General features: G+C 68.2%; 18 protein-coding genes and 3 pseudogenes. 12 read left to right on the top strand and 9 right to left on the bottom strand.

Going from position 1 to position 21,765, the window contains the following annotated elements:
• Positions 1-108: 108 nt before the first annotated feature.
• Positions 109-981, top strand: coding sequence for an NAD(P)H-binding protein (locus tag AOQ53_RS11375; protein WP_059416891.1), 873 nt, complete (start codon positions 109-111; stop codon positions 979-981).
• Positions 982-1,051: 70 nt separating this feature from the next.
• Here AOQ53_RS11375 and AOQ53_RS46075 read toward each other — a convergent pair.
• Positions 1,052-1,147, bottom strand: a pseudogene (locus tag AOQ53_RS46075) (IS5/IS1182 family transposase); the annotation flags it as partial.
• 451 nt (positions 1,148-1,598) lie between these two features.
• Positions 1,599-2,654 (bottom strand): hypothetical protein, encoded by a 1,056-nt coding sequence (locus AOQ53_RS11370; RefSeq protein ID WP_059416890.1) that lies wholly within the window; start codon positions 2,652-2,654, stop codon positions 1,599-1,601.
• A gap of 193 nt (positions 2,655-2,847) precedes the next feature.
• On the opposite strand from AOQ53_RS11370, the pseudogene AOQ53_RS47680 reads away from it, so the two are divergent.
• Positions 2,848-2,993, top strand: a pseudogene (locus AOQ53_RS47680) (NF041680 family putative transposase); the annotation flags it as partial.
• A gap of 185 nt (positions 2,994-3,178) precedes the next feature.
• On the top strand, positions 3,179-3,613 hold the full coding sequence (locus tag AOQ53_RS11365; protein ID WP_059416889.1) for an ATP-binding protein: 435 nt from the start codon (positions 3,179-3,181) through the stop codon (positions 3,611-3,613).
• Between the two features lie 448 nt (positions 3,614-4,061).
• Here the strand turns inward: AOQ53_RS11365 and ppk2 are convergent, their stop codons facing one another.
• Both ppk2 and AOQ53_RS11355 read right to left on the bottom strand, forming a co-directional pair.
• Positions 4,062-5,018 (bottom strand): polyphosphate kinase 2, encoded by a 957-nt coding sequence (gene ppk2, locus AOQ53_RS11360; RefSeq protein WP_059416888.1) that lies wholly within the window; start codon positions 5,016-5,018, stop codon positions 4,062-4,064.
• A 30-nt stretch (positions 5,019-5,048) separates the two neighbouring features.
• Positions 5,049-5,291, bottom strand: coding sequence for a DUF6411 family protein (locus tag AOQ53_RS11355; protein ID WP_059416887.1), 243 nt, complete (start codon positions 5,289-5,291; stop codon positions 5,049-5,051).
• 187 nt (positions 5,292-5,478) lie between these two features.
• Here AOQ53_RS11355 and AOQ53_RS44580 point away from each other — a divergent pair, with 187 nt between their 5' ends.
• From AOQ53_RS44580 to AOQ53_RS11345, 3 genes are all read left to right on the top strand, one after another.
• The gene (locus AOQ53_RS44580; RefSeq protein ID WP_167745709.1) at positions 5,479-5,637 is read left to right on the top strand and encodes a hypothetical protein; all 159 of its coding nucleotides are present in this window, start codon (positions 5,479-5,481) and stop codon (positions 5,635-5,637) included.
• Positions 5,638-5,822: 185 nt separating this feature from the next.
• On the top strand, positions 5,823-7,277 hold the full coding sequence (locus AOQ53_RS11350) for an FG-GAP-like repeat-containing protein (RefSeq protein WP_099054576.1): 1,455 nt from the start codon (positions 5,823-5,825) through the stop codon (positions 7,275-7,277).
• Between the two features lie 161 nt (positions 7,278-7,438).
• Positions 7,439-7,912 (top strand): hypothetical protein, encoded by a 474-nt coding sequence (locus tag AOQ53_RS11345; protein WP_059416885.1) that lies wholly within the window; start codon positions 7,439-7,441, stop codon positions 7,910-7,912.
• Between the two features lie 92 nt (positions 7,913-8,004).
• Here AOQ53_RS11345 and AOQ53_RS48025 read toward each other — a convergent pair whose 3' ends face one another.
• A complete protein-coding gene (locus tag AOQ53_RS48025; protein WP_408055151.1) occupies positions 8,005-8,289 on the bottom strand; it encodes a DUF6368 family protein in 285 nt (94 codons plus the stop codon).
• Between the two features lie 279 nt (positions 8,290-8,568).
• On the opposite strand from AOQ53_RS48025, the gene AOQ53_RS11340 reads away from it, so the two are divergent.
• On the top strand, positions 8,569-11,889 hold the full coding sequence (locus tag AOQ53_RS11340; RefSeq protein WP_078945268.1) for an RHS repeat-associated core domain-containing protein: 3,321 nt from the start codon (positions 8,569-8,571) through the stop codon (positions 11,887-11,889).
• Positions 11,890-12,783: 894 nt separating this feature from the next.
• Positions 12,784-13,941 carry an NAD-dependent formate dehydrogenase gene (locus AOQ53_RS11335; RefSeq protein ID WP_059416884.1) on the top strand — a complete coding sequence of 386 codons (1,158 nt, stop codon included), beginning with the start codon at positions 12,784-12,786 and terminating at the stop codon, positions 13,939-13,941.
• A 334-nt stretch (positions 13,942-14,275) separates the two neighbouring features.
• On the opposite strand, the gene AOQ53_RS46070 is transcribed toward AOQ53_RS11335, so the two are convergent.
• Together AOQ53_RS46070 and AOQ53_RS46065 are read right to left on the bottom strand one after the other, a co-directional pair.
• Positions 14,276-14,494, bottom strand: a complete 219-nt coding sequence (locus AOQ53_RS46070; RefSeq protein ID WP_059416883.1) for a Ku family protein — start codon at positions 14,492-14,494, stop codon at positions 14,276-14,278.
• A complete protein-coding gene (locus tag AOQ53_RS46065; RefSeq protein WP_236711661.1) occupies positions 14,473-14,790 on the bottom strand; it encodes a Ku protein in 318 nt (105 codons plus the stop codon). Before AOQ53_RS46065 ends, AOQ53_RS46070 begins: the two co-directional genes overlap by 22 nt.
• On the opposite strand from AOQ53_RS46065, the gene AOQ53_RS46060 reads away from it, so the two are divergent.
• Positions 14,780-14,989 (top strand): hypothetical protein, encoded by a 210-nt coding sequence (locus AOQ53_RS46060; protein ID WP_059416882.1) that lies wholly within the window; start codon positions 14,780-14,782, stop codon positions 14,987-14,989. The two genes, AOQ53_RS46065 and AOQ53_RS46060, sit on opposite strands and share 11 nt — an antisense overlap.
• A gap of 201 nt (positions 14,990-15,190) precedes the next feature.
• Positions 15,191-15,616 (top strand): annotated as a pseudogene (locus AOQ53_RS11320) (helix-turn-helix domain-containing protein); the annotation flags it as partial.
• 171 nt (positions 15,617-15,787) lie between these two features.
• On the opposite strand, the gene AOQ53_RS11310 reads toward AOQ53_RS11320, so the two are convergent.
• Positions 15,788-16,471, bottom strand: a complete 684-nt coding sequence (locus AOQ53_RS11310; RefSeq protein ID WP_059416879.1) for a response regulator — start codon at positions 16,469-16,471, stop codon at positions 15,788-15,790.
• Positions 16,468-17,655 carry a sensor histidine kinase gene (locus AOQ53_RS11305; protein ID WP_059416878.1) on the bottom strand — a complete coding sequence of 396 codons (1,188 nt, stop codon included), beginning with the start codon at positions 17,653-17,655 and terminating at the stop codon, positions 16,468-16,470. The genes AOQ53_RS11310 and AOQ53_RS11305 overlap by 4 nt, the downstream gene beginning before the upstream one ends.
• Before the next feature lie 192 nt (positions 17,656-17,847).
• Between AOQ53_RS11305 and AOQ53_RS11300 the strand changes: the two genes are divergently transcribed.
• Complete coding sequence (locus tag AOQ53_RS11300) at positions 17,848-19,701, top strand: PDR/VanB family oxidoreductase (protein WP_078945264.1); 1,854 nt, start codon at positions 17,848-17,850, stop codon at positions 19,699-19,701.
• A 158-nt stretch (positions 19,702-19,859) separates the two neighbouring features.
• Positions 19,860-21,359: a multicopper oxidase family protein gene (locus AOQ53_RS11295; RefSeq protein ID WP_236711658.1), complete on the top strand. Its 1,500-nt coding sequence runs from the start codon at positions 19,860-19,862 to the stop codon at positions 21,357-21,359.
• Positions 21,360-21,765 lie beyond the last annotated feature (406 nt).

Here is a 21,765-nt window from a genome sequence, read left to right as displayed (position 1 = left end):
ACAAGCCAGTCGTGGGACAGCTGCGTTCGTCGGCCGGGTCAACGTGGAACGGGGCTGTCGTCTCGTGGTGAGGCGTCCCCGTGAGCAGTAACGATCAGAAGGAGCATCATGGCAATCTTGGTGACCGGAGCCACCGGCAGTGTTGGCCGGAACGTAGTCCGGCAACTCGTTGAGGCCGGCGCGGAGGTGCGGGCTCTGACCCGCAGCCGACGCTCGGCAGGGTTACCGGAAGCCGTGCGCGCAGTAGCGGGAGATCTCCTGCAACCGGAATCACTCGCCGACGCGTTGAAGGACGTCGACCGGATGTATCTCTTCCCGGTCGCCGAGACCGCGCGGGAAGTGGTTGCCTTGGCTCGGCAGGCTGGCGTGCGCCGTATCGTGGTGTTGTCCTCCGGGGCTGTCACGGCAGGTTTCGACAGCGACTTTCACTTGCCGGTCGAGCGGGCCGTGGAGGAGTCGGGCCTGGAGTGGACGCACGTGCGCCCGGGCGAGTTCGCGATGAACAAGCTGGCCCTGTGGGGCCCGTCCATCCGTGCCGAGGGCGTCGTGCGCGACCCCTACCCTGATGCGGCCTGGTGCCCGGTGCATGAGCAGGACATCGCCGATGTCGCGGCCCTGGCTCTGCTGGAGGACGGACACTGCGGACGGGCTTACACCCTCAACGGCCCCGACATGCTGTCGCATCGTCGACAGGTCGAACTCATCGCCGAGGCCATCGGCCGCCCGATCCGCTTCGAAGTGGTGAGCCGGGACGAGGCACGGGAGAACTACCACAAGCAAGGAGGATTCGCCGCGGAGAACGCGGGTTTCCTGCTCGGTTTCGAGGACTATTCAGGCGGCGGGACAGACCTGCAGGCACTCGAGGAAGTCGATCCGACCGCGGCTGGCCCGGCACCCACAGCCGAGGAGGTCACCGGAGTCCCGGCTCGCACCTTCGCCGAGTGGGCGCACGACCATGCCCGGGAGTTTCTCCCTGACTGACGGTTTCTCGCCGCGGAGCGGAGCTTTCGAAGGCAGATGATGCTGCACGCCGGGTTTACAACCCATGGGTGATGTCGGCACGTCGTTCGTAGCGGACGCGGAGCCGTTTGAACTGGTGCAGCCAGGCGAAGGCACGCTCGACGACCCTGCGCACCTTGCCAAGCCCTCTGCGCGCCCGACCCGGAGCCTGCGCACCAGGCGCGCCAGGCGGATCCGCGATTGCGCACCAGGTGCGCACCGAGGGGCGGTTACCGGCGCGTTCGCTGCGCACCAGGTGCCACAGCCGGAGAGTGACGCCCGGCTGGCGAGAGGTCCTGGAGCCTGACGGAGAGTTCGGCTCCAGGACCTCATCATGCCCGTGGAGCCTGGGTGAGGGTCACGCTCCAGCTGCCTGCTCATGATGCCCCCAGTGCGCGGCCTGCCGGGCGAGGGGCTGCCTGCATTCACCCGCCGACCGCAGCACGCTCACCCGCTTGGTTCACTGGGCGGCGCGTGCTTCAGCGGCGGAGATGACCTCCTGGCGCTGCTGGTGGTGTCAAGGCGGGTGCCGTGGGAAGGGGCGGCGTGGGCTGAAAGGGTGATGACGGCGGCAGGGCCGGCACGTTCGCCCGTTTGGTTCACGGAGTGGTGCGTGTTTCGGCGGCGGAGATGACCTCCTGGCGCTGGCGGTGGCGCCGCTCGTACTCCAGGACCTGGCGGGCGACGCTGGAGGGGACGTTCTGCAACTGGGCGGTGATCTTGTCGGGGTTCATGGTGTCGTAGCCGTCCCAGGGTTCACTGCCGCGCAGCTGCTCGATGGCGTCCAGGACTCCGGGCCGGTTGGCGTGGGTGCGTTCGTATCCCTCGATGACCGTCAGGTCCGACTGGGGCAGTGAGCGCAGCTGTCGCTTGATGTCGTCGACGCTGAGCTGGCTGAAGCGGGGGATCGGCAGTTCCTGTTCCCGGGTCACCGCTCCCTGGACCTCTTCGGCCATGCGGGTGGCGTCGGGCATCTCTCGCACGGCGCCCTCGGCCGCGCCCCTGGCTCGCCGGCCGCTGCTCTGGGCGACGTCTTGCACCCGGTCGGCTGCGGTCCGCACGGCGCGCGCGGCCGCGTCGGCCAGGCCGCCGCCGTTCTCCACGCGAAAGCCGTTAGCCGCGGCGGCCACGGCCCGTGCGTGATCGGCGACGCTGTCCTCAAGTCGTTCGAGGAGTTCCTCGTTCTGGCGGCCCAGCGCGGCGAGCAGGTCGGCGGTGGCCTGGTCACGGGCCTCTTCGGCGATGCTCTGGCCGGCCCGGCAGGCTGCCAGGGCTCGGGCGGTGACCGCGTACTCGTCCTCGGCATTCCTCAGCAGCCGCCGCTCCTCGTTCGGCCACCGGCCGCGCAGCATCTCCGTCGCGAACGTGGATCCGATGGACAGCGGCAGCATGGCGGTGCGCACGGCGCTGCGTGAGATGGACCGCGCGATTTCCACGGTGTCCCCGACAAGCCCGCTGCGGGGCCGCAGCTCGCGCACCTGATGCTCGATGCGCTGAACGCTGTTCTGGACGTCGTCCACCTGGCGCTCGAGCATCTGCCGGTAGGGGCCGGGCGGCGTGATCGTCACATCCGCCCTGAACCGGTCGATGACCGCCTCATGCGCCTCGCGGACATCCTCCAACGCCGGTACGAGCGCGTCCGTCATCACTGCCATGGGGGTGCTCCCTGGGGGTGTGGGGGTCAGGTGGCCGGCCATAGAGCCGCGCAAATCGGCTGCCGCTGGGCCTTCCCGCGGCTGGGCAGCCCAAGACCATCTTGTAGGGCCCGGAGCGAGATCGCCGGGAGGCTGGGCCTGTTCGTGTCTGTGGTCAGGTGTCCTTGAGGATGCGTCGGCACCGGCTCCTTCGAAAAGGTTCGACCTCGAGCACACGCCGGCTGATGAAGCAGACCCTGGGCTGGACCCGCCCGAAGATCCGCACCCCCGAGGCCCGGAGACCGCTGGACGTGGATCGTCATCGCCGCTCACACCCAGCTCCGGCTCCTCGCCAGGCCGCCGCCGATCTACCGCACTCCAGACGGGAACGCCAGCAAGCGCAGCAACGTGTCCAAGCCGCGATGGACATTCCGAGGTGGCGATTGCGGGCATGGAGGGGCGTTCTTCATGGCTGTTAAGGCGGATGCCGGGTAGACGATTCATCACAAACTTGTGTGGGGGACGAAGGAGAGGATGTCGGGGCAGTGGCGGTGAAGGCGATGGGATGGGCGCACTCGTTTCCCATGTCCGAGGGAGTGCGCGCCGGACGGGAGTGGACACGCAGGCGTCTCGAGTCCCTGCCCTGGGCCGCTGCCGAGCCGAACACGGTGGACACCATCGTGCTGGCTGTGTCCGAGCTGATCACCAATGCGCACATCCACGCGCACAGCGACGCGCACTTGGTCCTCACGTGGGACGGCGACTGCCTCCATGTGAGCGTCCACGACGAGGACCCGACGCTGCCGCGCCAGCGCGAACCACAGCCGGGGGAAGTCTCCGGCCGCGGAGTAGCAATCGTGCGGAAGCTCGCCGATGAGTGGGGGATGAGGTGCCAGCGGCACGGCAAAACGGTGACGGCATGCTTCCGTCCCGCCGATACCGATGCCAGCACCGACCGGCATGGTGGCAACAGCGGTTGACTTCTGCTCACCGGTGAAGCCCGCCTCTGGAGGAGAGGTGTCGTGTGTCTGGCACGAGGACCGAGTGATGATCCTTACCTCTGGCTCTGGGGCTGGGCGCTCTCGCGCTGTACGCGCTGATCAGTTACGGACTGACATACCGCGCCCGCGCCCGGCGCGGTTCCGCATATCCGGCTCGTGACGCCCTGCACGACCTCAAGGACCGGGAGGATCCCCAGCAGCCCCAGTACCGCTTCATCAGCCGGGTGATCATGCTGTGCGGAGCGGGGCTCACCGGGCTGGTCGCCTCGTGACCAGTGGCGCAGCGAGGGTCCTGGCGGTCGGGCTCACTGCCGTGGTGGCGGTGACCATGTGGGCGCACTACGACCATCGCACGGAAAGGCGCGCCTCCGCGCAGCGATGACGCAGGCCCGGGCCCCATTGGATGGGCGGGAGGGGCTCGTGAGTGTCAGTCAGTCCCTGGGTGCTTGCCGGGCCCTTCGGCGTCGGAGGACAGCGGAGTGGGTGACAGTGTGGTGTCCTCCTCACCGGGCTCCAGAAGGGTGTCGGCGGCGCCGACGATGAGGGGGTCGGGTGTGCCGATCGCCTCGCGGTCCTTGCTGGCGTAGTCGATGCGCGACAGCAGACTGCGCATGGTCTCCAGCCGGGCGCGCCGCTTGTCGTTGCTCTTGACGACGGTCCAGGAGGCGTGTGGGGTGTCCGTGGCGCGGAACATGTCGACCTTCGCCTCGGTGTAGTCGTCCCAGAGGTCCAGCGAGGCCAGGTCGGTGGGAGAGAGCTTCCACTGTCGCACCGGGTCGACCTGCCGGATCGCGAAGCGCGTGCGCTGCTCGGAGCGGGATACGGAGAACCAAAACTTCACCAGCAGGATGCCGTCGTCGACCAGCATCCGCTCGAAGGCCGGGCACTGGTCGAAGAACAGCTCGTACTCGTCCTTGGAGCAGTACCCCATCACGCGCTCCACGCCGGCTCGGTTGTACCAGGAGCGGTCAAAGAAGACGATCTCCCCGGCCGTCGGCAGATGCGCGATGTACCGCTGGAAGTACCACTGGCCCGCCTCGCGTTCGGTGGGCTTGTCCAGGGCGACCACGCGTGCGCCGCGAGGGTTGAGCCGCTCGGTGAGCCGCTGGATCGTGCCGCCCTTGCCCGCCGCGTCACGTCCCTCGCACACGACGACCACACGGGCGCCGGTGTTCTTGACCCACCGCTGGAGTTTGAGCAACTCGATCTGCAGGATGCGCTTGGTCCGCTCGTACTCCTTGCGGCCCACCTTGCGGTCGTACGGATAGTTCTCCTGCCAGGTCCGGATGGGACGTCCGTCTTCGTCCAGCACGATCGGCTGCTCTCGCCGACGGGCATCCACAGTCAGTCCGTCCAGCAGCCTGTCCGCGTCTTCGGCGTTCATCGCCAGGCCTCCGTTCGGCCCGCCCGTCGGTCAGAAGGGCATGCGGCCGCGGGAGCGGCGGCCTGCCGAACCGCTGCGGCTCACCGCGCGCGAACTGGTGTGGAAGGGCTTGCTGAAGAGCCGGCCCAGAATGCCGGGCGCCTGGCCACCGGCCCGCGCCCCGGCACCGAGCGTACGTTGCGTGCCGCGTTCGGGATGGCGGGAGAGACGGGGGACGAGGAAGGCCAGGACGGCCAGGACCACACACACGGCGATGACGGCGGCGACCACCATGATCGGTTCCCTTCGCTAGTGGACGGATGTACGGGTGCCCCGCCCTGACCCGCCCATGTGAAAAGCGAAGGCTCCGACCAGGGACTGGTCTGCTCTCCAGCAGTAAGAGCAGCACCCCAGCCACCCAGGGGCAGCAGTCGAACGACACCGGCCAAGCGACATCTCGGAGATCGACCACTTCGGTACGATGGTGCGCCTGCGCGACGGCAACCGGGACGGCTACGCCGACCTGTACGTGGTGGGCCACATGGGCGGCAACCTGCGGCTGCTGGGCTCCAACGCGGGCATCACGACGGCAGGCATCACGACCGTGGACTGGGCGACCATCGAGGGGATGGGTCAGTAGCGGCCGATCCGGTCACGCGGGCCGGGGGCAGGCCGGGATAACGCCACACCAGCCCCACACCTCAAAAGTCCACCGAACTCCCGTACAACCCTCCCGCCCCTCCAGTGGTCTCCTGCTCGCACACCCTTACGGCAGTTGGGCCCGCGTCCCACTCGGCGCGGGCCCTCCTCCCTCCTGGAGACGTCTTGCGCACACGCCCGTTCCTGATGGCCGCTTGCCTCCTCGCCTCCGGCCTGACTCCGCTCGCCCTGGCGGTTCCTGCCGCCCACGCGGCGACCCCAGCGGCTCCGTATGACTTCAACGGCGACGGGTACCGCGATCTCGCGGTCGGCGCGCCGGGTGCCACGGTCGGCGGCAAGACGAAGGCGGGGGCGGTGTCCGTCGTCTACGGCTCGTCCACCGGCCTGAGGACGACGAAGTACCAGACCATCACGCAGAACTCGACCGGTGTCCCCGGCAGCGCGGAGACCTCGGACGCCTTCGGCAAGGCGGTCACGTCGGCTGACCTGGACTGCGACGGCTACGCGGACCTGGTCGTCGGCGCCCCGGGCGAGGACATCGGCTACGAGGTCAATCCCGATCCCGACGACGGCACGGTCGTGATCGTCTGGGGCGGCTCGGCGGGGCTGTCCGGCGCCTCGACCGTCGAGAACATCATCTCCAACGACCGCGACCACTACGGACAGGCCCTGACGGCCGGGGACTTCGACGGCGACGGGGACGACGACGTCGCGGTGGGCGCCACAGGGAACTCCAACATCCAGATCATGAAGGGCCCGTTCGCCCGGTCCGGCGACCATATGAGCGGTTCCACGTCCGCGGGCATGGGCCACGGGTCGCGGCCGTTCGACGACACGTACGGCGTCGAGTACCTGTCCTCGGGCGACGTGCTGGGCGCCGGCTTCGATAGTCTCATCGTCCACGGTCGTGCCAAGGGCACCGACGACGCGATCACGGCCTGGGCCGACGGCCGGATCACCAACTTCACCGACTGGCTGGAGTACCTCCCGGGCGGCTACGTCTCCTGGGTCGCCGACGTCAACAAGGACGGTTACGCCGACGTCGTGGCCGGCAACCACCGGGAGAGCGCGGCCGATCCCTCGGGCGCACTCGGCGGCAAGGTCACCCTCGTGTACGGCGCTCCGGAGGCCCAGTTCACCGAGACCCGCAAGACCGCCTCATACACCCAGGCCACGACGGGCGTCCCTGGCACCTCGGAGTCCGGCGATGGCTTCGGCGGAGGTGTCTCGCTCGGCGACATCAACGGCGACGGACACGCGGACCTCGCGGTCGGGGCGACCTACGAGTCCTTCGGCAACTCAGAGGACACCGGCACGGTGACGATCCTCTACGGCAGCAAGACCGGATTCTCGGCGACCGGCGCGCTCACCCTCTCCCAGTCCACGTCAGGCGTCCCCGGCACCTCGGAGGACAACGACCGCTTCGGCGGCCGCGTCCTGCTCGCCGACACGGTCAAGGACGGCAAGGCGGACCTCACGGTCGCGGGCCCGGGCGAGGACGGGGGCGACGGCGCGGTCTGGTTCTTCAAGGGCCTGACGAACGGTTCGGTGTTCGGCCCGTCCGCCACCGGCGTCTCCACCTCGGGCGCCCCGGCGTTCGGCACGACCCTGGGCAACTGAGCCTCTTTCCTCTCTCACCTGTCCGCATCTCCGACAGAGGACATCTTCATGCGCAAGCGAGCTACCACCCGAACCAGACCGGGGACCAGCGCCTACGCGCAAGCGTTCATGACGGCCGGCCCTCTGGCAGCCGCCACACGACAGGACCGGTGAGCGCGAGTATGTCCGATCACGGCACCGTGGCGCGGCACGACCGCGTCACGGTGCCGTCCCCAGGGTGTCTCGCCGCCGTCATGGTGCCCATCGTGGCGGTGCTGATCGTGGCCTCGGTTCTCATGGTCATGCTCTACCGCCAGGAACGTGCGAACGACCGAAACGAGGCAAGAGCCCTGGACAGGACAGCCGCCCTGGCCCGGTCGTACGCGCGTGACGTGGCGGCGGTCCCGGACGGCTTTCCCGGCCGGGAAGCCGTGCGCGGCATCGCCGAGCGGCACGACGGCAGGCTCATCTCTTACGCGCGGTCGGGAGGCTCGCTGACCACCACCGTCCGCTTCTTCGGGGAGTACGAGGACACCAGCATGTTCGGCGTGTCGTACTCCCGGGCCTATCGCTGCTACTCGATCGTGCTCCGGAGGGGGGCCGAGGGTGTACCGCAGGCGAGGACGACTCCGCTTGAGAAGTGCGATGTCATCTGATCCAGGCGACTGCGAAGCTGACCGGATTCCCGGCTCAGCTACAGCCTCAGCCCGCTCCACGACGTCGTGCGCACCTGGCAGGTCCGCCTCGGCTACTTGACCAGCCGGAAGGCGGGGTGCCCAACCCCGGCACGCAGGAAATCCGCCGTTCCCTGCGCGATCCAGTCGTCGTCCGCGATCCCCAACAGCCCCGGAAGGCCAGCGACGACCGACGCCTGTCCGTCCAGCAGCTCGGCTTTCCCAGCAACCCCGCTTGCTGTGCGCTGGCTCTGAGACAAGTTGTGCCGGTGCGGTTTCGCATCCAAGGGCCGGTAAGCGCTCTCTGCGCATATCCCAGCTAAGTCTGAACTTGACCGAAAAGCAGTCAGTAGTAGCACGAGATGCGCTGATTTAGATGCAGTCGAAGGATTTCGGTCAGTGTGCCCGCCTGGATTGGTAACGGAATGGACAATTCCCCCTTTGGGTAGTCACGGGTTACTCCACAGTGTCCGCATTCGCCCAGTTGAAGTGGTGGGGCTGATTCCGGCCCGCATGAGACGGATGTTGCGGGGCACGGCTCGTCGGTTTATGTGCGTCTCGTGACAGCTTGTGTGGCCGAGGTGACCGAATGGGTCACCGGTTCTGACTGTCTGTCTGACTTCCTGTGGGGGAAGCTGATGCATTCACGTGCTGGAAGCACGTCGCTGCGGCGTGCCCGAAGAACGCACAGAACCGTTCTCGTCTCTGCCATCACGACTGTCGCGCTGGTGGTCACTGCGGCACCGGGGCTGGCGGTGACGCCGAAGTCGGAGTTACCGGAGCCGGCCAGTCCGTGGACGCGGCCGACGAAGGTGGAGGCTCCCGTGACGCCGGCCGGGCCGGTGCAGGCGCCGAAGTCGGAGGCAGAGGCCAAGCCGTCGGCGGAGGTCGCCGCCTGGCGGGCTGCGCAGCAGGCCCGTACGAGCGGTAAGGCCGGTGCCCAGCGTGCGGTGGCCGCTGCCGAGGCCACGACCTACACCCCGGAGGGGCAGGGCGATGTGCCCTGGCACCGTGTCATCGACACGCGTCTGAATGATGCGTTGGTGGCGCGGGTGAACGTCTCCAACGGCAACCTGATGCTCGCCGCGACCGACTTCGATATCGCCGGTGTCGGCCAAAAGCTCCAGCTCACCCGGACGTACAACTCCCTCGAGGCGCCGTGGGGGAAGGTGTCGCAGCGCTGGTGGCAGGCCTACGAGCGCTACCTCCAGGTCGGTGACGGGGAGGTGGTCGTCTTCGACGCCACCGGCAACACGCTGCGGTTCAAGGAGACGAGCACTGGCGGCTACACCACGCCGACGGGCTACTCCAAGGACTTGAAGAGGAACGAGGACGGCACCTACACCCTGACCGACCGCAAGTCGGGCACCCGTGACACCTTCAACGAGCACGGCACGCTGACGAAGGTCACGGACAAGAACGACGGCGTGATCACCGTCGACCAGCACGACGAGGGCAGTGAGCACAAGGGCTTCAAGCTCATCGAGACCCGCTCGGGTCGTTGGGTCGACCTGGTCAAGACGGACCCCAGCCAGTGGCAGGCCAAGGACCACACCGGCCGCACGGCCGTGTTCGGCCTGGACGCGGCTGGCAACCTGGCGAAGGTCACCGACACCGACGGCAAGGCCACCGCCTACGAGTACGACTCCTCACGCCGGCTGACCAAGGTGACCACTCCCGAGGGCACCGTCACGCTGTTCACCTATGACGCCCACAACCGCGTCTCCTCCATGCAGCGCGCCACCGAGTCCTCGAGCGCTGGCCACACGGGTCCGACGTGGCGCTACGACTACACGGCCGCCACCCCGTCCGACGCGGGCACCACCACGGTGACCGACCCCGACGGGGATGCCACCAAGTACCTGCACAACGCGGACGGTGAGGTCACCAAGGTCACCGACCCCCTGGGACACTCCCGCCACTCGAAGTACACCAACCATCTTCTTCAGACCGCCATCGACGCGATGGGCTCGGGAACGGACGGCACGGGCGGCAACACCACCACCTACGGCTGGGACGACCGCAACAACGCCATCTCCCAGCGGCTCCCGCTGGGGGCGACGGCTTCCGTGACGGAATACCAGACGATCGCCGGCACTGATCTGCCGAACGACTTCACCAGCGCGGACGGCCGCAAGGACACCTTCAAGTACGACACCAACGGCAACACCATGTCGGTGACCACGACCGGTACCGCCGGCGCGATCCGCGAGTACACCTACAACAAGGACACCCCGACCTGCGGCGGCTTCGAAGGCCAGCGCTGCACCGCGAAGGACGGCAACAGCAAGGTCACCTCCTTCGAGTACGACGCCAAGGGCAACCTCAAGACGGTCACCCCGCCGGCTCCGCTGGGCAAAACGGAGTACACCTACGACGCACTCGGCCGGGTGGAGACCGTCACCGACGGACGCGGCATCAAAACCGTCTACACATACGACAACCGCGACCGCGTGACGAAGGTGTCCTCCACCAACGCCACGGTCACCTACTCCTACGACGGCGACGGCAACGTCAAATCCCGCACCGACGCCTCCGGCACCACGGGCTGGGACTACGACAAGCTCAACCGCGAAAGCGTCCGCACCCTGCAGAACGGCGCCCAGACCGCCCTCGCCTACACCCCGGGCGGCGACGTCGACTACTACACCGATCCGACCGGCAAGACCGACTACACCTGGGACAAAGCCGGCCGCCTGGATTACCTGACCGCCCCGGACGGCAAGAAGACCGACTTCGACTACAACAAAAACGACAAGCGCACCAAGACCGTCTACCCCGGCGGCACCACCCAAGCCGTCGGCATCGACGACAACGGCCGCCCCGAAGCCGTCAAAACCACATCCGGGACGACGACGCTGATCGACCTGGCCTACAGCTACAAGAACTCCGCGGGCAAGGACACCACCAAGATCCGCACCCGCACCGACAACCTCACCAAGTACAAGACCACCTACGACTACGACTCCCAGGACCGCCTGCGCTACGCCCTGGAAGCCGATCCCGCGGGCGCGCGGAAGGCGTCGTGGCTGTACTGCTGGGACAAGGCGGGCAACCTCACCTCCCAGGACGGCAGCAAGAGCGCCTGCCCCGGCGGCACCACCTACTCCTACGACGACGCCTCCGAACTGACCGCGAAGAACGGCTCCACCACGGGCTGGTCCTACGACAAGCTCGGCAACGAAACCGGCGCAGCGAGCACCACCGCCCGCACCGACGAGACCTGGACGGACCACAGCCAGCTCTCCGGCATCACCGCGGGCGGCAAGACCTACGACCTGGTCCACGCGGGCACGGACAACTCCGAGCGCACGAAGCTGGGTTCGACCTGGTTCCACCACACCGCACTCGGCCTGGCGTCCACGACGACGAACGGCGTCGACACCGGATTCATCCGCGAACCGGCGGGCACCTTGAACTCCATGACGACTGGGGGGAAGTCCTACTACTACCTCACCGACGCCACCGGCAACGTCCTCGGCCTCGCAGACGACACCGGCAAGCGCACCCACACCTACGCCTACGGCCCCACCGGCCTGCCCCGCGGCACCACCACCGAAGCCACCCCCCAGCCGCACCGCTACACCGGCGCCCACCTGGATCCGACCGGCCTGTACAAGATGGGCCACCGTTACTACGACCCGGCCCTTGGCCGCTTCACTCAACCGGACCCGTCGGGGCAGGAGTCCAACCGGTTCCTTTACGCGGCAGGCGACTTCATCAACAACAGTGATCCGACCGGCCTTTTCAGCTTCTCGGATGCTCTCGATGTGGGTGAGAAGATCTTCAGCGCCGCCACTGGATGCCTGGCTGGTATCGGCGCAGCCGGTGAAACCGGCATCCTTACAGCAGCAACTGGATTCTTCGGAGCGCCAGGTGGTGTGGCGGCCGGGGTTCTCGCCTGCGGTGCGGGTGCAGGGGCGGCCCTGATAGGAGCAGACATCATCTCCTATGGGTAACAAGATGACCAGAACGGTCGCGCACTGATGTAACAGAACTCAAGAGGAAGAGCCTTCGGGTGGTAGCTCCTGTTCGGGCGCTGCCACCCGAAAATGCGAGCACAACAACTTCTGCACGGACAAAACGAAAACGTTCACGGACATCAAAGAGAAGAGTGCCATGTCCATCAGCCCAGCTAAGAAGCTGACATTGTTCGTAGTGATCGGTACTGCGTTCGGAGTGTTCTGCATCATCTTGGGCACTCTGAGTCAGAACTATGTGCTCATAGGTGCCGGAGTGCTGGCAAGCATCGGCGGAATTGCACTCACGGTCATGGCGATCGCTCGCCAGAGGTCAAAAAGGTGAAACATCGCGCCATTGCGGACTCGGCGGGCGGAAATGTAATCAACCCCTGGCTGTTTTACGGACCGGACGATACACGCAAGCGGGTCGAAGCGTCCGGTCTGACCTGATCCCGCCACAGCACGGGCCCCAGGTGAGGCCCTCAGTCCTGATTCTCGCCACCATGCTTCTTGCAGGTCTGGCCTTCGCGGTGTCAGCGTGGACAAGTTGGAGCGTTGCCCGCGTGCTGATCGTCGAGGGTATTGCCCTCGTGATCGCGGGCAGCTTGGTCTGGCTGGCGGGGCGACGCTGAACCTAAAGGTTTTCCCGTAACCGGTTGGTGCGTTGGCTGGGCATGGTGGGGGATCGGTCGGCTTCAGGTGGTCACCGCGCGCTGACCGCGGTCTTGCGGCCTTCGGTCCCTCCGCAGTGGGACGGCGCGGTGATCAGCGTGTTCGGGCTCGTTTGTTGTGCGGCGGGCCCGGGCACTCGGCGCTGGACAGGAAGGTCGGCCGGAGCGAATGCGCGGTTACCGGGCCACGCGTGTGGCTGGCCTTGGCGGGAGTACGGCCATGGCAAAGATACTCACGGTTCTCTATCCGGATCCCGTTGACGGCTACCCGCCCAGGTATGCCCGAGACGAGATCCCTGTCATCAGCGGCTACCCCGGAGGGCAGACGGCGCCCACCCCCCGGAGCATCGGCTTCAAGCCGGGTGAGCTGGTCGGCTGCGTCTCCGGCGAACTCGGTCTGCGCACGTTCCTGGAGGAACGGGGCCACACACTGGTCGTCACCCCCGACAAAGAGGGGCCCGATTCCGTGCTGGACCGCGAACTCCCCGGCGCCGATGTGGTGATCTCGCAGCCGTTTTGGCCCGCCTATCTCACCCCTGACCGGATCCGGCGCGCCCCGCGTCTAAAGCTGTCGATCACAGCCGGGATCGGTTCGGACCACGTGGACCTTCCGAGCGCCATCGAGCACGACATCACCGTCGCGGAGGTTACCTACAGCAACAGCATCAGCGTGGCGGAGCACGCGGTCATGCAGATCCTCGCTCTCGTCCACAACTATCTGCCCGCCCACGAGTGGGTCACCGCCCGACGAGGCTGGCACGTGGCCGACAGCGTCTCGCGGAACTACGACCTGGAGGGCATGGACGTTGGCGTCTTCGGCGCCGGACGGATCGGCCTGGCAGTGCTCCGCCGGCTGAAGCCGTTCGATGTGAAGCTGCACTACAACGACGTGCACAGGCTGCCACCGGACCTCGAGCGGGAGCTGGGGCTGACCTGGCATGCGGATGCCCGGTCCCTGGCGGCTGCCGTCGACGTGCTCTCCATCCACGCGCCGCTTCACGCCAAGACGGTGAACCTCTTCGACGACGAGATGCTCGCGACCATGAAACGCGGGTCGTACATCGTCAACACAGCCCGTGCGCTGATCGTCGACCGGGACGCCGTGGTACGCGCTTTGGAACGAGGCCATCTGGCGGGCTACGCCGGTGACGTCTGGTACCCCGAGCCGCCGGAAGAGGACCACCCCTGGCGTAGCATGCCGCACGAGGGCATGACACCGCACGTGTCCGGTTCGACGCTCTCCGCGCAGGCCAGGTACGCGGCAGGCGTCCGGGAAATCCTGGAGTGCTGGTTCGACGACCGCCCGATCCGTCAGGAGTACCTCATCGTGGAGGGCGGCAGGCTTGCCGGGACCGGGGCTCGCTCGTACACGGTCTGACGCACACGGTAGGAGTCGGCGGGGCCGTCACCGCTCGTGCCGTGGCCACCCGCTACGAAAGCGCGGCTACGTCTTCCTCGGCACCGCCGCAGCCCTCGTCATTTGGCGCCGCACATGATCGCCCGGACAGCCCCTGGACACCCGGCAGGCCGACCACGACCCGGGACGCCCCGACCACGGGCCCGACCAGGGCAGGTCAGCGTGCTGGTGTACCTCGCCTACGCCCGATCGGGCGGCGTCCCTCGAGGACGCCACCCGGGCGGTCGCCTTCCCCGGCATCTTCCTCACCGCGGTCTTCTTCGCCGGTTTGGCCGGCGCCTCCTGCGGGTCCGCGTCACCCGTCTCGCCCGGCCGCCCGGGCCTTGTCGACCGACTCCTGCAGCGCGGCCATCAGATCCACCAGCTGACCCGGCCGCGCCTCCAGCTCCGGGGCCTGCGGCAGTGGGCGGTCTTCCCGCTTGGCCTCGGTCACCTCGTGCAGCGCCTCGCTGTAGTGGTCGGTGAACTCGGGGCCTGTGGGGTCGTCGCGGGTCATGGCCTCGATGAGCGCCACGGCTTCCCCGATCTCGTCTTCGTCCAGATGACCGGCGGGGGCACCACGGCGGCGGGGTCGCGGATTTCGTCCGGCCACAACAAGCCGTGCAACGCGATCACATCGGCACGGACCCGGAGCAGACCGAGCCGCTCACGGCCGTGCCACGCGAACCGTACGACAGCGACCCGTGAAGCCCGCTCCAGGGCGAGCCGCAGCACCAGGTACAGCTTGGCGGCCGCGGCGCCCTGCGGCTGGAGGTAGTAGCCGGGGCCGATACGGAGCGGGTCGACGGCGGAGGCCGGGATGAACGCGATCAGCTCGATGGCGCGCGCTGTGGGCAGCGGCAGGGCCCGAAGCTCTTCGTCCGACGAGGAAGAGGCCCGTATCCGAGCCGAGCGCGGCGAGACGGTGATGGAACGCGCGCTGACGCCTCACTTCCAGGACCTCGCGGCCCGCCTGCAGAAGACCCTCGCGCAGCACGAGGAAGAGGACGGCACCGGCCCCGGCGCATAGCCACCGGCGGACAGCCCGCGGTGCTCCTGTCGGTGAGGACCACCGGCAGTATGGAGGCGGGGGCGTCGGGCGATGGGATGCTCATGCGTCGTCCAACGAGCTTGGCCCGACAGGTCGTGCACGTGCCTTCTATAACATCGCCTTCCCGGGCGGCTACCTGCTACTCGCAGTCGCCAGCACCAGCTTCTTCGTGGGCAAACTATGACCCATGCCAACGCGCCCCTCTCCGTGGAAGGCTGCCGCCGGTTCATCGAACGCTGCAAGACCCGTCCGATTGCGCACGTCGCCGCGGAGATGGGCATCTCCCGCGCATGCGCGTCCAAGTGGGTGAACCGCTGGCGTAAGCACGGCGACATCGGCCTGCTCGACCGGTCCTCGACGCGCCACCATCAGCCGAGCGCGACCAGCGCCGACATCACGCAGCGAATCGAGGCGATGCGACGGGAGCACAAGTGGCCGACGTCACGGATCACATTCGAATGTGATCCGTGACGTCGGCCACTCAACGACACCGGCGTGATGGTCAGTGGCCGCACCGTCACCAAGCTGCTCACACACCTCGGCCTGAACCGACGCAGGTTCATCGACCTCGACGGCAATACGAACCGCAAGCCGAAAACGATCGTGGTGTGGGACGTTCGCGTGGAGGGGGCCCCAGGTGTGGGGGAGGGGGTGGACTCGGGGTTGGAAGGCGCCGCCGGCGGGGCTGCCCTGGGTCGGGGGTCGTCGAGCCGCGCCTGAGGTGGGCGACGGTGGCCGTGGTGGCGGCCTGCTCCGTCAAGCCTCATCGATCAAGCCTCAATCGAGGAGTCCGGCGTGGTAGGCGAGGATGGCCGCCTGGACGCGATTGGTGCAGGAGAGCTTGGTGAGGATCCGGCTGACATGGGTCTTCACCGTCGCCTCGCTCATCCCGAGGGCGGCGGCGATGTCGGTGTTGGACAATCCGCCGCCCAGTTCCGCGAGCACCTCGTGCTCCTTGGCCGTCAGCACCTGGAGCTGTTCCCGGGCCTTTGTCCTGCGGCGGTCGTCCCGCGTATCGCGCGCATCGTCGGCCGCGAAGTGCCGCAGCAGCCGACGGGTCACCCGCGGCGCGAGCATCGCGTCGCCGCGAGCGGCGCTGCGCACCCCGTTGATCATCTCCTCCGCCGAGGCGTCCTTGAGGAGAAAGCCCACGGCGCCGTTGCGGATCGCCGCGCGCACGTAGTCGTCCAGGTCGAAGGTGGTGAGGACCACGACGCGCGGGGCGGCGGCGGCCTGTGTGATCCGCTCGGTGGCGGTCAGCCCGTCGGCCCCCGGCATGCGGATGTCCATGAGGACCACGTCGGGCCGCAGGGCCGCTGCCATGCGCTGCGCGGCGGCGCCGTCGGCGGCCTCGCCCACCACTGTCAGATCGGGTGCGGACTCCATGATGGTGCGCAGCATCGAGCGCACCATCCACTCGTCGTCCACGATCAGCACCCGTGTCGGGTCGCTCCCGCTCATCGGACTGTCTCCGTCCTGACCGCGTTCGGATCGAGCGGGACCTGCGCGGAGATCTCGAATCCTCCCTCGGGGGTCGGCCGGGCTTCCAAGGCGCCGCCCAGGAGACGGATCCGCTCGGCGATGCCGAGCAGGCCATGTCCGCCGCTTGGCAGGCCGTGCTCGGGCCCGGCGGCGCCCTGCTCATTGGTCACCGTCAGGTGCAGCAACTGCGGGGTGGAGGAGATCCGGACACGGGTCCTGGCGCCTGCCGCGTGTTTGCGGACGTTGCTCAGGGCCTCCTGGACCACGCGGTAGACGGCGTGCTCGACCAGGGCAGGCAGAGCCGGGGCCGCCGCTCCGGTGGCATCGGCCGTCTCCAGGGTGACCGGGGTGCCCGCACGGCGCGAGGCGTCGGTCAACGCCTCCAGGTCGGCCAGACCGGGCTGCGGCGCGGTCGGCGCCGCCTCGTCGGCGCGTAGCACGCCCACCAGCGAGCGGAGCTCGGTCAGTGCCTCGCGTCCGATGGCGCCGATCTGCCGGCCGATGGTGACGGCGTTGTCGCCTTTGGTCGCCTCCAGGGCCGTGGCATGCAGCACGATCAGCGACACCCTGTGGGTGACGACATCATGCATGTCGCGGGCGATCTGGGCACGCTCGTCACTGCGTGCCCGCTCCACCCGCTGCTGCTGCTCGCGCTCGGCGCGCTCGGCCCGCTCGCGCAGTCCCGCCAGCAACTCGCGGCGCGTCCCCACGTACAGCCCGATCAGTGCCGGGACGACACCGATCGCCAAGCCCATGGGGGCGCTGGCATCGGCGCCGCCCATCCGCCAGACCGGGACGATCACCACCGCCAGAACGGCGGTGGTGGCGACCGCCGTCTTGCGCCAGGAGGCCGTCCGCTCCGCCAGCGTGAACTGGGCGAGCAGCAGCACGATCCACGCCGACAGGGCCACGAAGGCGGCAAGAGCAGCGACCAGCAGCAGCTCCGGGCGGCGTCGTCGCTGCCAGACCGCTGCCCCGACCAGCAGCCCAAGTGAGGCTGCCAGCCACAGCGGCGGCTGCCCGCCGGGATAGTCGACATACGCGAAATTCGCCGAACCACCGTCCCGAGTAGCCGTGCTGACGGCCACACCAACCGCGACCAAGACGTCGACGACCAGGCGGAAGCGTCCGACGACCGCCGTGTACCGGGAACTGAGTTCCATGACGCACGACCCTAACCGGACCTCGAACCGGCCAGGGTCAGTCTTTAGTTGTAGGCGGACGGGTACGGTCTGCGCCTTTCCGCTGATCGGCGGGCGGGGAACGGCCGATGTGCGGGGGGGTGCCGCACGCCGGACGCTGAGGCCATGTCCCATACGAATCCCCATAGCCCCGCGCAACACCCGGAGCACGCCATGACGCCCGGCCCGATCGCCGGGCCGGGCGCCGGTCCGGACGTCGACCCGCGTCGGCGGAACAGCGGTGCGCTGCGGGTGGCGCAAGGCGTCTTTGCCCTCTTCTGCCTGGTCGCAGCCATTGTCCTGTACCTGCGCCCGGATCCCGCGTTCCCCGTGCTCCAGACGGCAGGTGTGGCCGGGTACCTGCTGGCGGCGCCGCTGGTGGCCGTCGCCGGATGGGCGCTGGCACGGCCGGCGTCCGGGGCCCGCGCCCGCCGCACACTGATCGTCTTTCACCTCGCCTTCATCCCACTGCAGTTCCTCTTCAGTTTCGGCAACTACGAGCCGCTGGGCGGAATGCTCGCCTCGGCGGTGCTGGCAGTGCTGATGAAGCCGCGCTTCGGGCAGTTGGGGCGCAGGGCGCGCAAGGTCTGGCTGATGCTGCACATCGGCTTCAGCGTCAGCTGGCTGGGACTGTCGCTCGCGATGGCGGTCATGTCCGTCGTGGGGCTGACCGCCGACGACCACGGAACGCGGCGTACCGCGTACGACATCATGCACCTGTTCGACCTCATGCTGGTCATCCCGAGCATGGCACTGGCCCTGATTACCGGTGTCGTCCTCGCCGTGGGCACGCCGTGGGGGCTGATCCGGCACTGGTGGGTGCTGCTCAAGTTCGTCATCGCACTGAGCCTGCCGCTGTTCGCCGCCTTCTTCGAGCACAAATGGATTAAGGAACTCCAGGTTCTAGAGTCTTCCCAGGAGCCCGGCGGCACGGGCCTCACCCTGACGGTCTGCCTGCTGGTCTTCACCCTTCTGCTGTGGACCGGGGTGTTCCTCTCCGTCTTCAAGCCCGGCGGCAGGACCCGCTGGGGCCGCCGGGCCGCCGCTGCGCGATCCGCGGGCCCGAATGCGAAGCGGGTCCCCGCAGCGCAGATGCCAGTGATCGTGGCCGCCGTCCGCCGAGCCGCCGAGCAGGTCGTGGAACTGGATCTGCGGCGCCCGGACGGCGGGGAGTTGCCGGCCTGGCAGCCGGGGGCCCATGTCGATCTGGTCCTGCCGTCGGGGACGGTACGCCAGTACTCGCTGTGCGGTGATCCCGAGCGGCGGGACCTCTACCGGATCGCGGTACTGCGCGAACCGCGCGGCCGCGGCGGCTCCGTCGAGGCGCACGCCCTTGCCCCCGGCGTGGCTGTCGCAGTGCGTGGCCCCCGCAACCACTTCCCCCTCGCCGACGCTCCGTCCTACCGGTTCATCGCGGGCGGCATCGGCATCGCACCGCTCCTGCCGATGATCCGCCAGTTGGCCTCCCGGGGCGCCGACTGGCGACTGGTCTACCGGGGCGGATCACGGCGGGCCATGGCCTACGCCTACGATCTCCTGCGCGACCACCCGGACCGGGTCTTCGTATCGGCCTCGGACACCGATCCGCGCCCCGACCTCACCGGACTCCTGGCCGACACGCCGCGTGGCGTCGCGGTGTACTGCTGCGGGCCCGCCCCACTGATGGACGCGGTCGCGGCAGCCATGCCCGCGGCCTGCCCCCACGGGCAGCTGCACCTGGAACGATTCGCCGCCGCCACACGGTCCGGTACGGGACCGGACACACCCTTCGAGGCCGAACTCGCCCGCAGCGGCAGGATCGTTGCGGTGCCTGGGGGCACCAGCCTGCTGACCGCCCTTCAGACGGTCGAGCCCACTCTGGACTTCTCCTGCGCGGACGGGGTCTGCGGCAGCTGCGGGACCCGGGTGCTCGACGGGGCGCCCGACCACCGCGACGACGTCCTCCAGCCCCATGAGCGCGACCGCAGGGACGTCATTTACCCGTGCGTGTCGAGGGCGCACGGCCCCCGGATAGTCCTGGACCTGTGAAGTCCCGCCGCCCGCCGAGACGTATCGGTCCGTTGCCACCACAGCCCTCCTTCGCACGACAAACCGCACACGATTCGACGACATCCGCACGACCCTGGGAGCACGACGTGACACGCCGTATGAGCCGACGCACCCTGTTGAAGGCCGGAGGGGGCACCGTGGCAGCCGCCGCGGCGGCCACGGGCGGGGTGGTGGGGTGGATGTACACGACGGGAGACATCGATGCCGCCGGAGAGGTCGAGTTCACCAACCGCCTCGCCATCCCGCCACTGGACATCGGCCGTCGAGACTCCTCGGGCCGACGCGTGTTTCACCTGCGCGCGGCCAAAGGGGAGCACCGCCTGCGCCCCGGTCGTCCGACCGAGACCTGGGGGCTCAACGCCCCCTACCTCGGTCCGACCCTGCGGGCCGCCCGCGGCGACACGGTAGCGGTGAACCTATACAACGACCTGCCGGAGACGACGAGCCTGCACTGGCACGGAATGCATCTGCCCGCGCGGATGGACGGCGGCCCGCACCAGGGCGTCGACCCAGGCAGGACCTGGTCCCCGACCTGGACCATCGACCAGCCGGCCGCCACCCTCTGGTACCACCCGCATCCGCACGAGCAGACCGCCCGACACGTCTACCGCGGCATGGCGGGCATGTTCATACTCGACGATGACGATGACGGCGCTGTGAGGGACGCAGCCCGCGGCGCCCTGCCAAACCGCTACGGCGTGGACGACATACCGGTCATCGTGCAGGACAAGCGGCTGGACGGCGACAACCAGCTCGACACGAGCGCACACCGGATGAGCGGCGTGGGCATCCTCGGCGACCTGATCTGTGTCAACGGCACCACCGGGCCGTACCACCGGGTCACGACCGAGCGGATCCGCCTGCGGCTGCTCAACGCCTCCAACGCCCGCTTCTACCGGTTCGGCTTCGCCGACGACCGGCCGTTCGCACTCGTCGGTACCGACGGCGGGCTACTGCCCGCCCCGCACGAGACACGGCGCATCCAACTCTCCCCGGCCGAGCGCGCCGAGATCGTGGTCACCCTGAAGCCCGGTGAGCGGGCCGTCCTGCGCAGCTTCCCCCCAGACCTCGATCTGAACCTCTGGGACCGTCGCTTCAACGGCGGCGACGACACCCTCGACATCCTCCAGCTGCGGGCCGCGTCCCGCCTGGCACCCTCACCCAAGCTGCCACAGCGACTGGCCGAAGCATCCGCACTGGCCACAACGAGCACGAAAGTCGACCGCACCTTCGAGCTGTCGAGCTTCTCCATCAACGGCAAGAGCATGAACATGAGACGCATCGACTTCACCGCCCCACGGGACACAACCGAGGTCTGGGAAGTCACCGCCATCGACGCGGTACCGCACAACTTCCATGTCCACGATGTTCAGTTCCAGGTCCTGTCCGTCGGCGGGAAGCCACCGTCGCCCGAACTCGGGGGTTGGAAGGACACCGTCCACACCCCGCCCGGAGTGCCGATCCGCCTCGCCCTGCGATTTCGCGACCACAGCGACCCCGGATTCCCGTACATGTACCACTGCCATGTTCTGTACCACGAGGACCAGGGCCTGATGGGTCAGTTCGTGGTGGTCGCCCCCGGCCAGAAGCCAGGCAGAATCGGCAGTGGCTCCAGCCATCACCATGGCCATTCCTGACCTCGGCCTTCGGCACGGGCCGACAACCTGCGATGCCGAGAGAGCGTTCTGACGTACCTACCTCCCGGGCACCGCCAACTCGGTGTTGGTCGTGCTGCCAGGCGACGCTGATGCGTGACACCCTTCTGCCATGCCTGGAAACCGGAGCAGCCCTATAGGCAGACCCATCATGAGTGCCTCACGCTGAGGCACAACGACTCGTTGAGACAGCGGCCCGCCATACAGGCGGGCCGCTGCCGCATGTTCAGCAGCGCAAAACGACTCACGGACCCACCACCGCTCGCTCCTTGCTGGAATACGCTCCATGTACGGTCGGCAGACGCGTTCAGCAGGTCCGAACTAGGGGCTGTCTTTAGTTGTGATCAATGGGCTTCGTAAGAGGCCGCTGATCCAGATCGTCGCTGCG

Source organism: Streptomyces azureus, from assembly GCF_001270025.1.
GTDB classification, from domain to species: domain Bacteria; phylum Actinomycetota; class Actinomycetes; order Streptomycetales; family Streptomycetaceae; genus Streptomyces; species Streptomyces azureus.
This window is presented reverse-complemented; position numbering and strand designations above follow the sequence as displayed.

Bases quoted from the DNA above. Each gene is read 5' to 3' on its own strand.
- AOQ53_RS11375 (WP_059416891.1), top strand. From the start codon at position 109: ATGGCAATCTTGGTGACCGGAGCCACCGGCAGTGTTGGCCGGAACGTA.
- AOQ53_RS11370 (WP_059416890.1), bottom strand. From the start codon at position 2,654: ATGGCAGTGATGACGGACGCGCTCGTACCGGCGTTGGAGGATGTCCGC.
- ppk2 (WP_059416888.1), bottom strand. From the start codon at position 5,018: ATGAACGCCGAAGACGCGGACAGGCTGCTGGACGGACTGACTGTGGAT.
- AOQ53_RS11355 (WP_059416887.1), bottom strand. From the start codon at position 5,291: ATGGTGGTCGCCGCCGTCATCGCCGTGTGTGTGGTCCTGGCCGTCCTG.
- AOQ53_RS44580 (WP_167745709.1), top strand. From the start codon at position 5,479: ATGGTGCGCCTGCGCGACGGCAACCGGGACGGCTACGCCGACCTGTAC.
- AOQ53_RS11345 (WP_059416885.1), top strand. From the start codon at position 7,439: ATGTCCGATCACGGCACCGTGGCGCGGCACGACCGCGTCACGGTGCCG.
- AOQ53_RS11340 (WP_078945268.1), top strand. From the start codon at position 8,569: ATGCATTCACGTGCTGGAAGCACGTCGCTGCGGCGTGCCCGAAGAACG.
- AOQ53_RS11335 (WP_059416884.1), top strand. From the start codon at position 12,784: ATGGCAAAGATACTCACGGTTCTCTATCCGGATCCCGTTGACGGCTAC.
- AOQ53_RS46060 (WP_059416882.1), top strand. From the start codon at position 14,780: ATGAACGCGATCAGCTCGATGGCGCGCGCTGTGGGCAGCGGCAGGGCC.
- AOQ53_RS11310 (WP_059416879.1), bottom strand. From the start codon at position 16,471: ATGAGCGGGAGCGACCCGACACGGGTGCTGATCGTGGACGACGAGTGG.
- AOQ53_RS11305 (WP_059416878.1), bottom strand. From the start codon at position 17,655: ATGGAACTCAGTTCCCGGTACACGGCGGTCGTCGGACGCTTCCGCCTG.
- AOQ53_RS11300 (WP_078945264.1), top strand. From the start codon at position 17,848: ATGACGCCCGGCCCGATCGCCGGGCCGGGCGCCGGTCCGGACGTCGAC.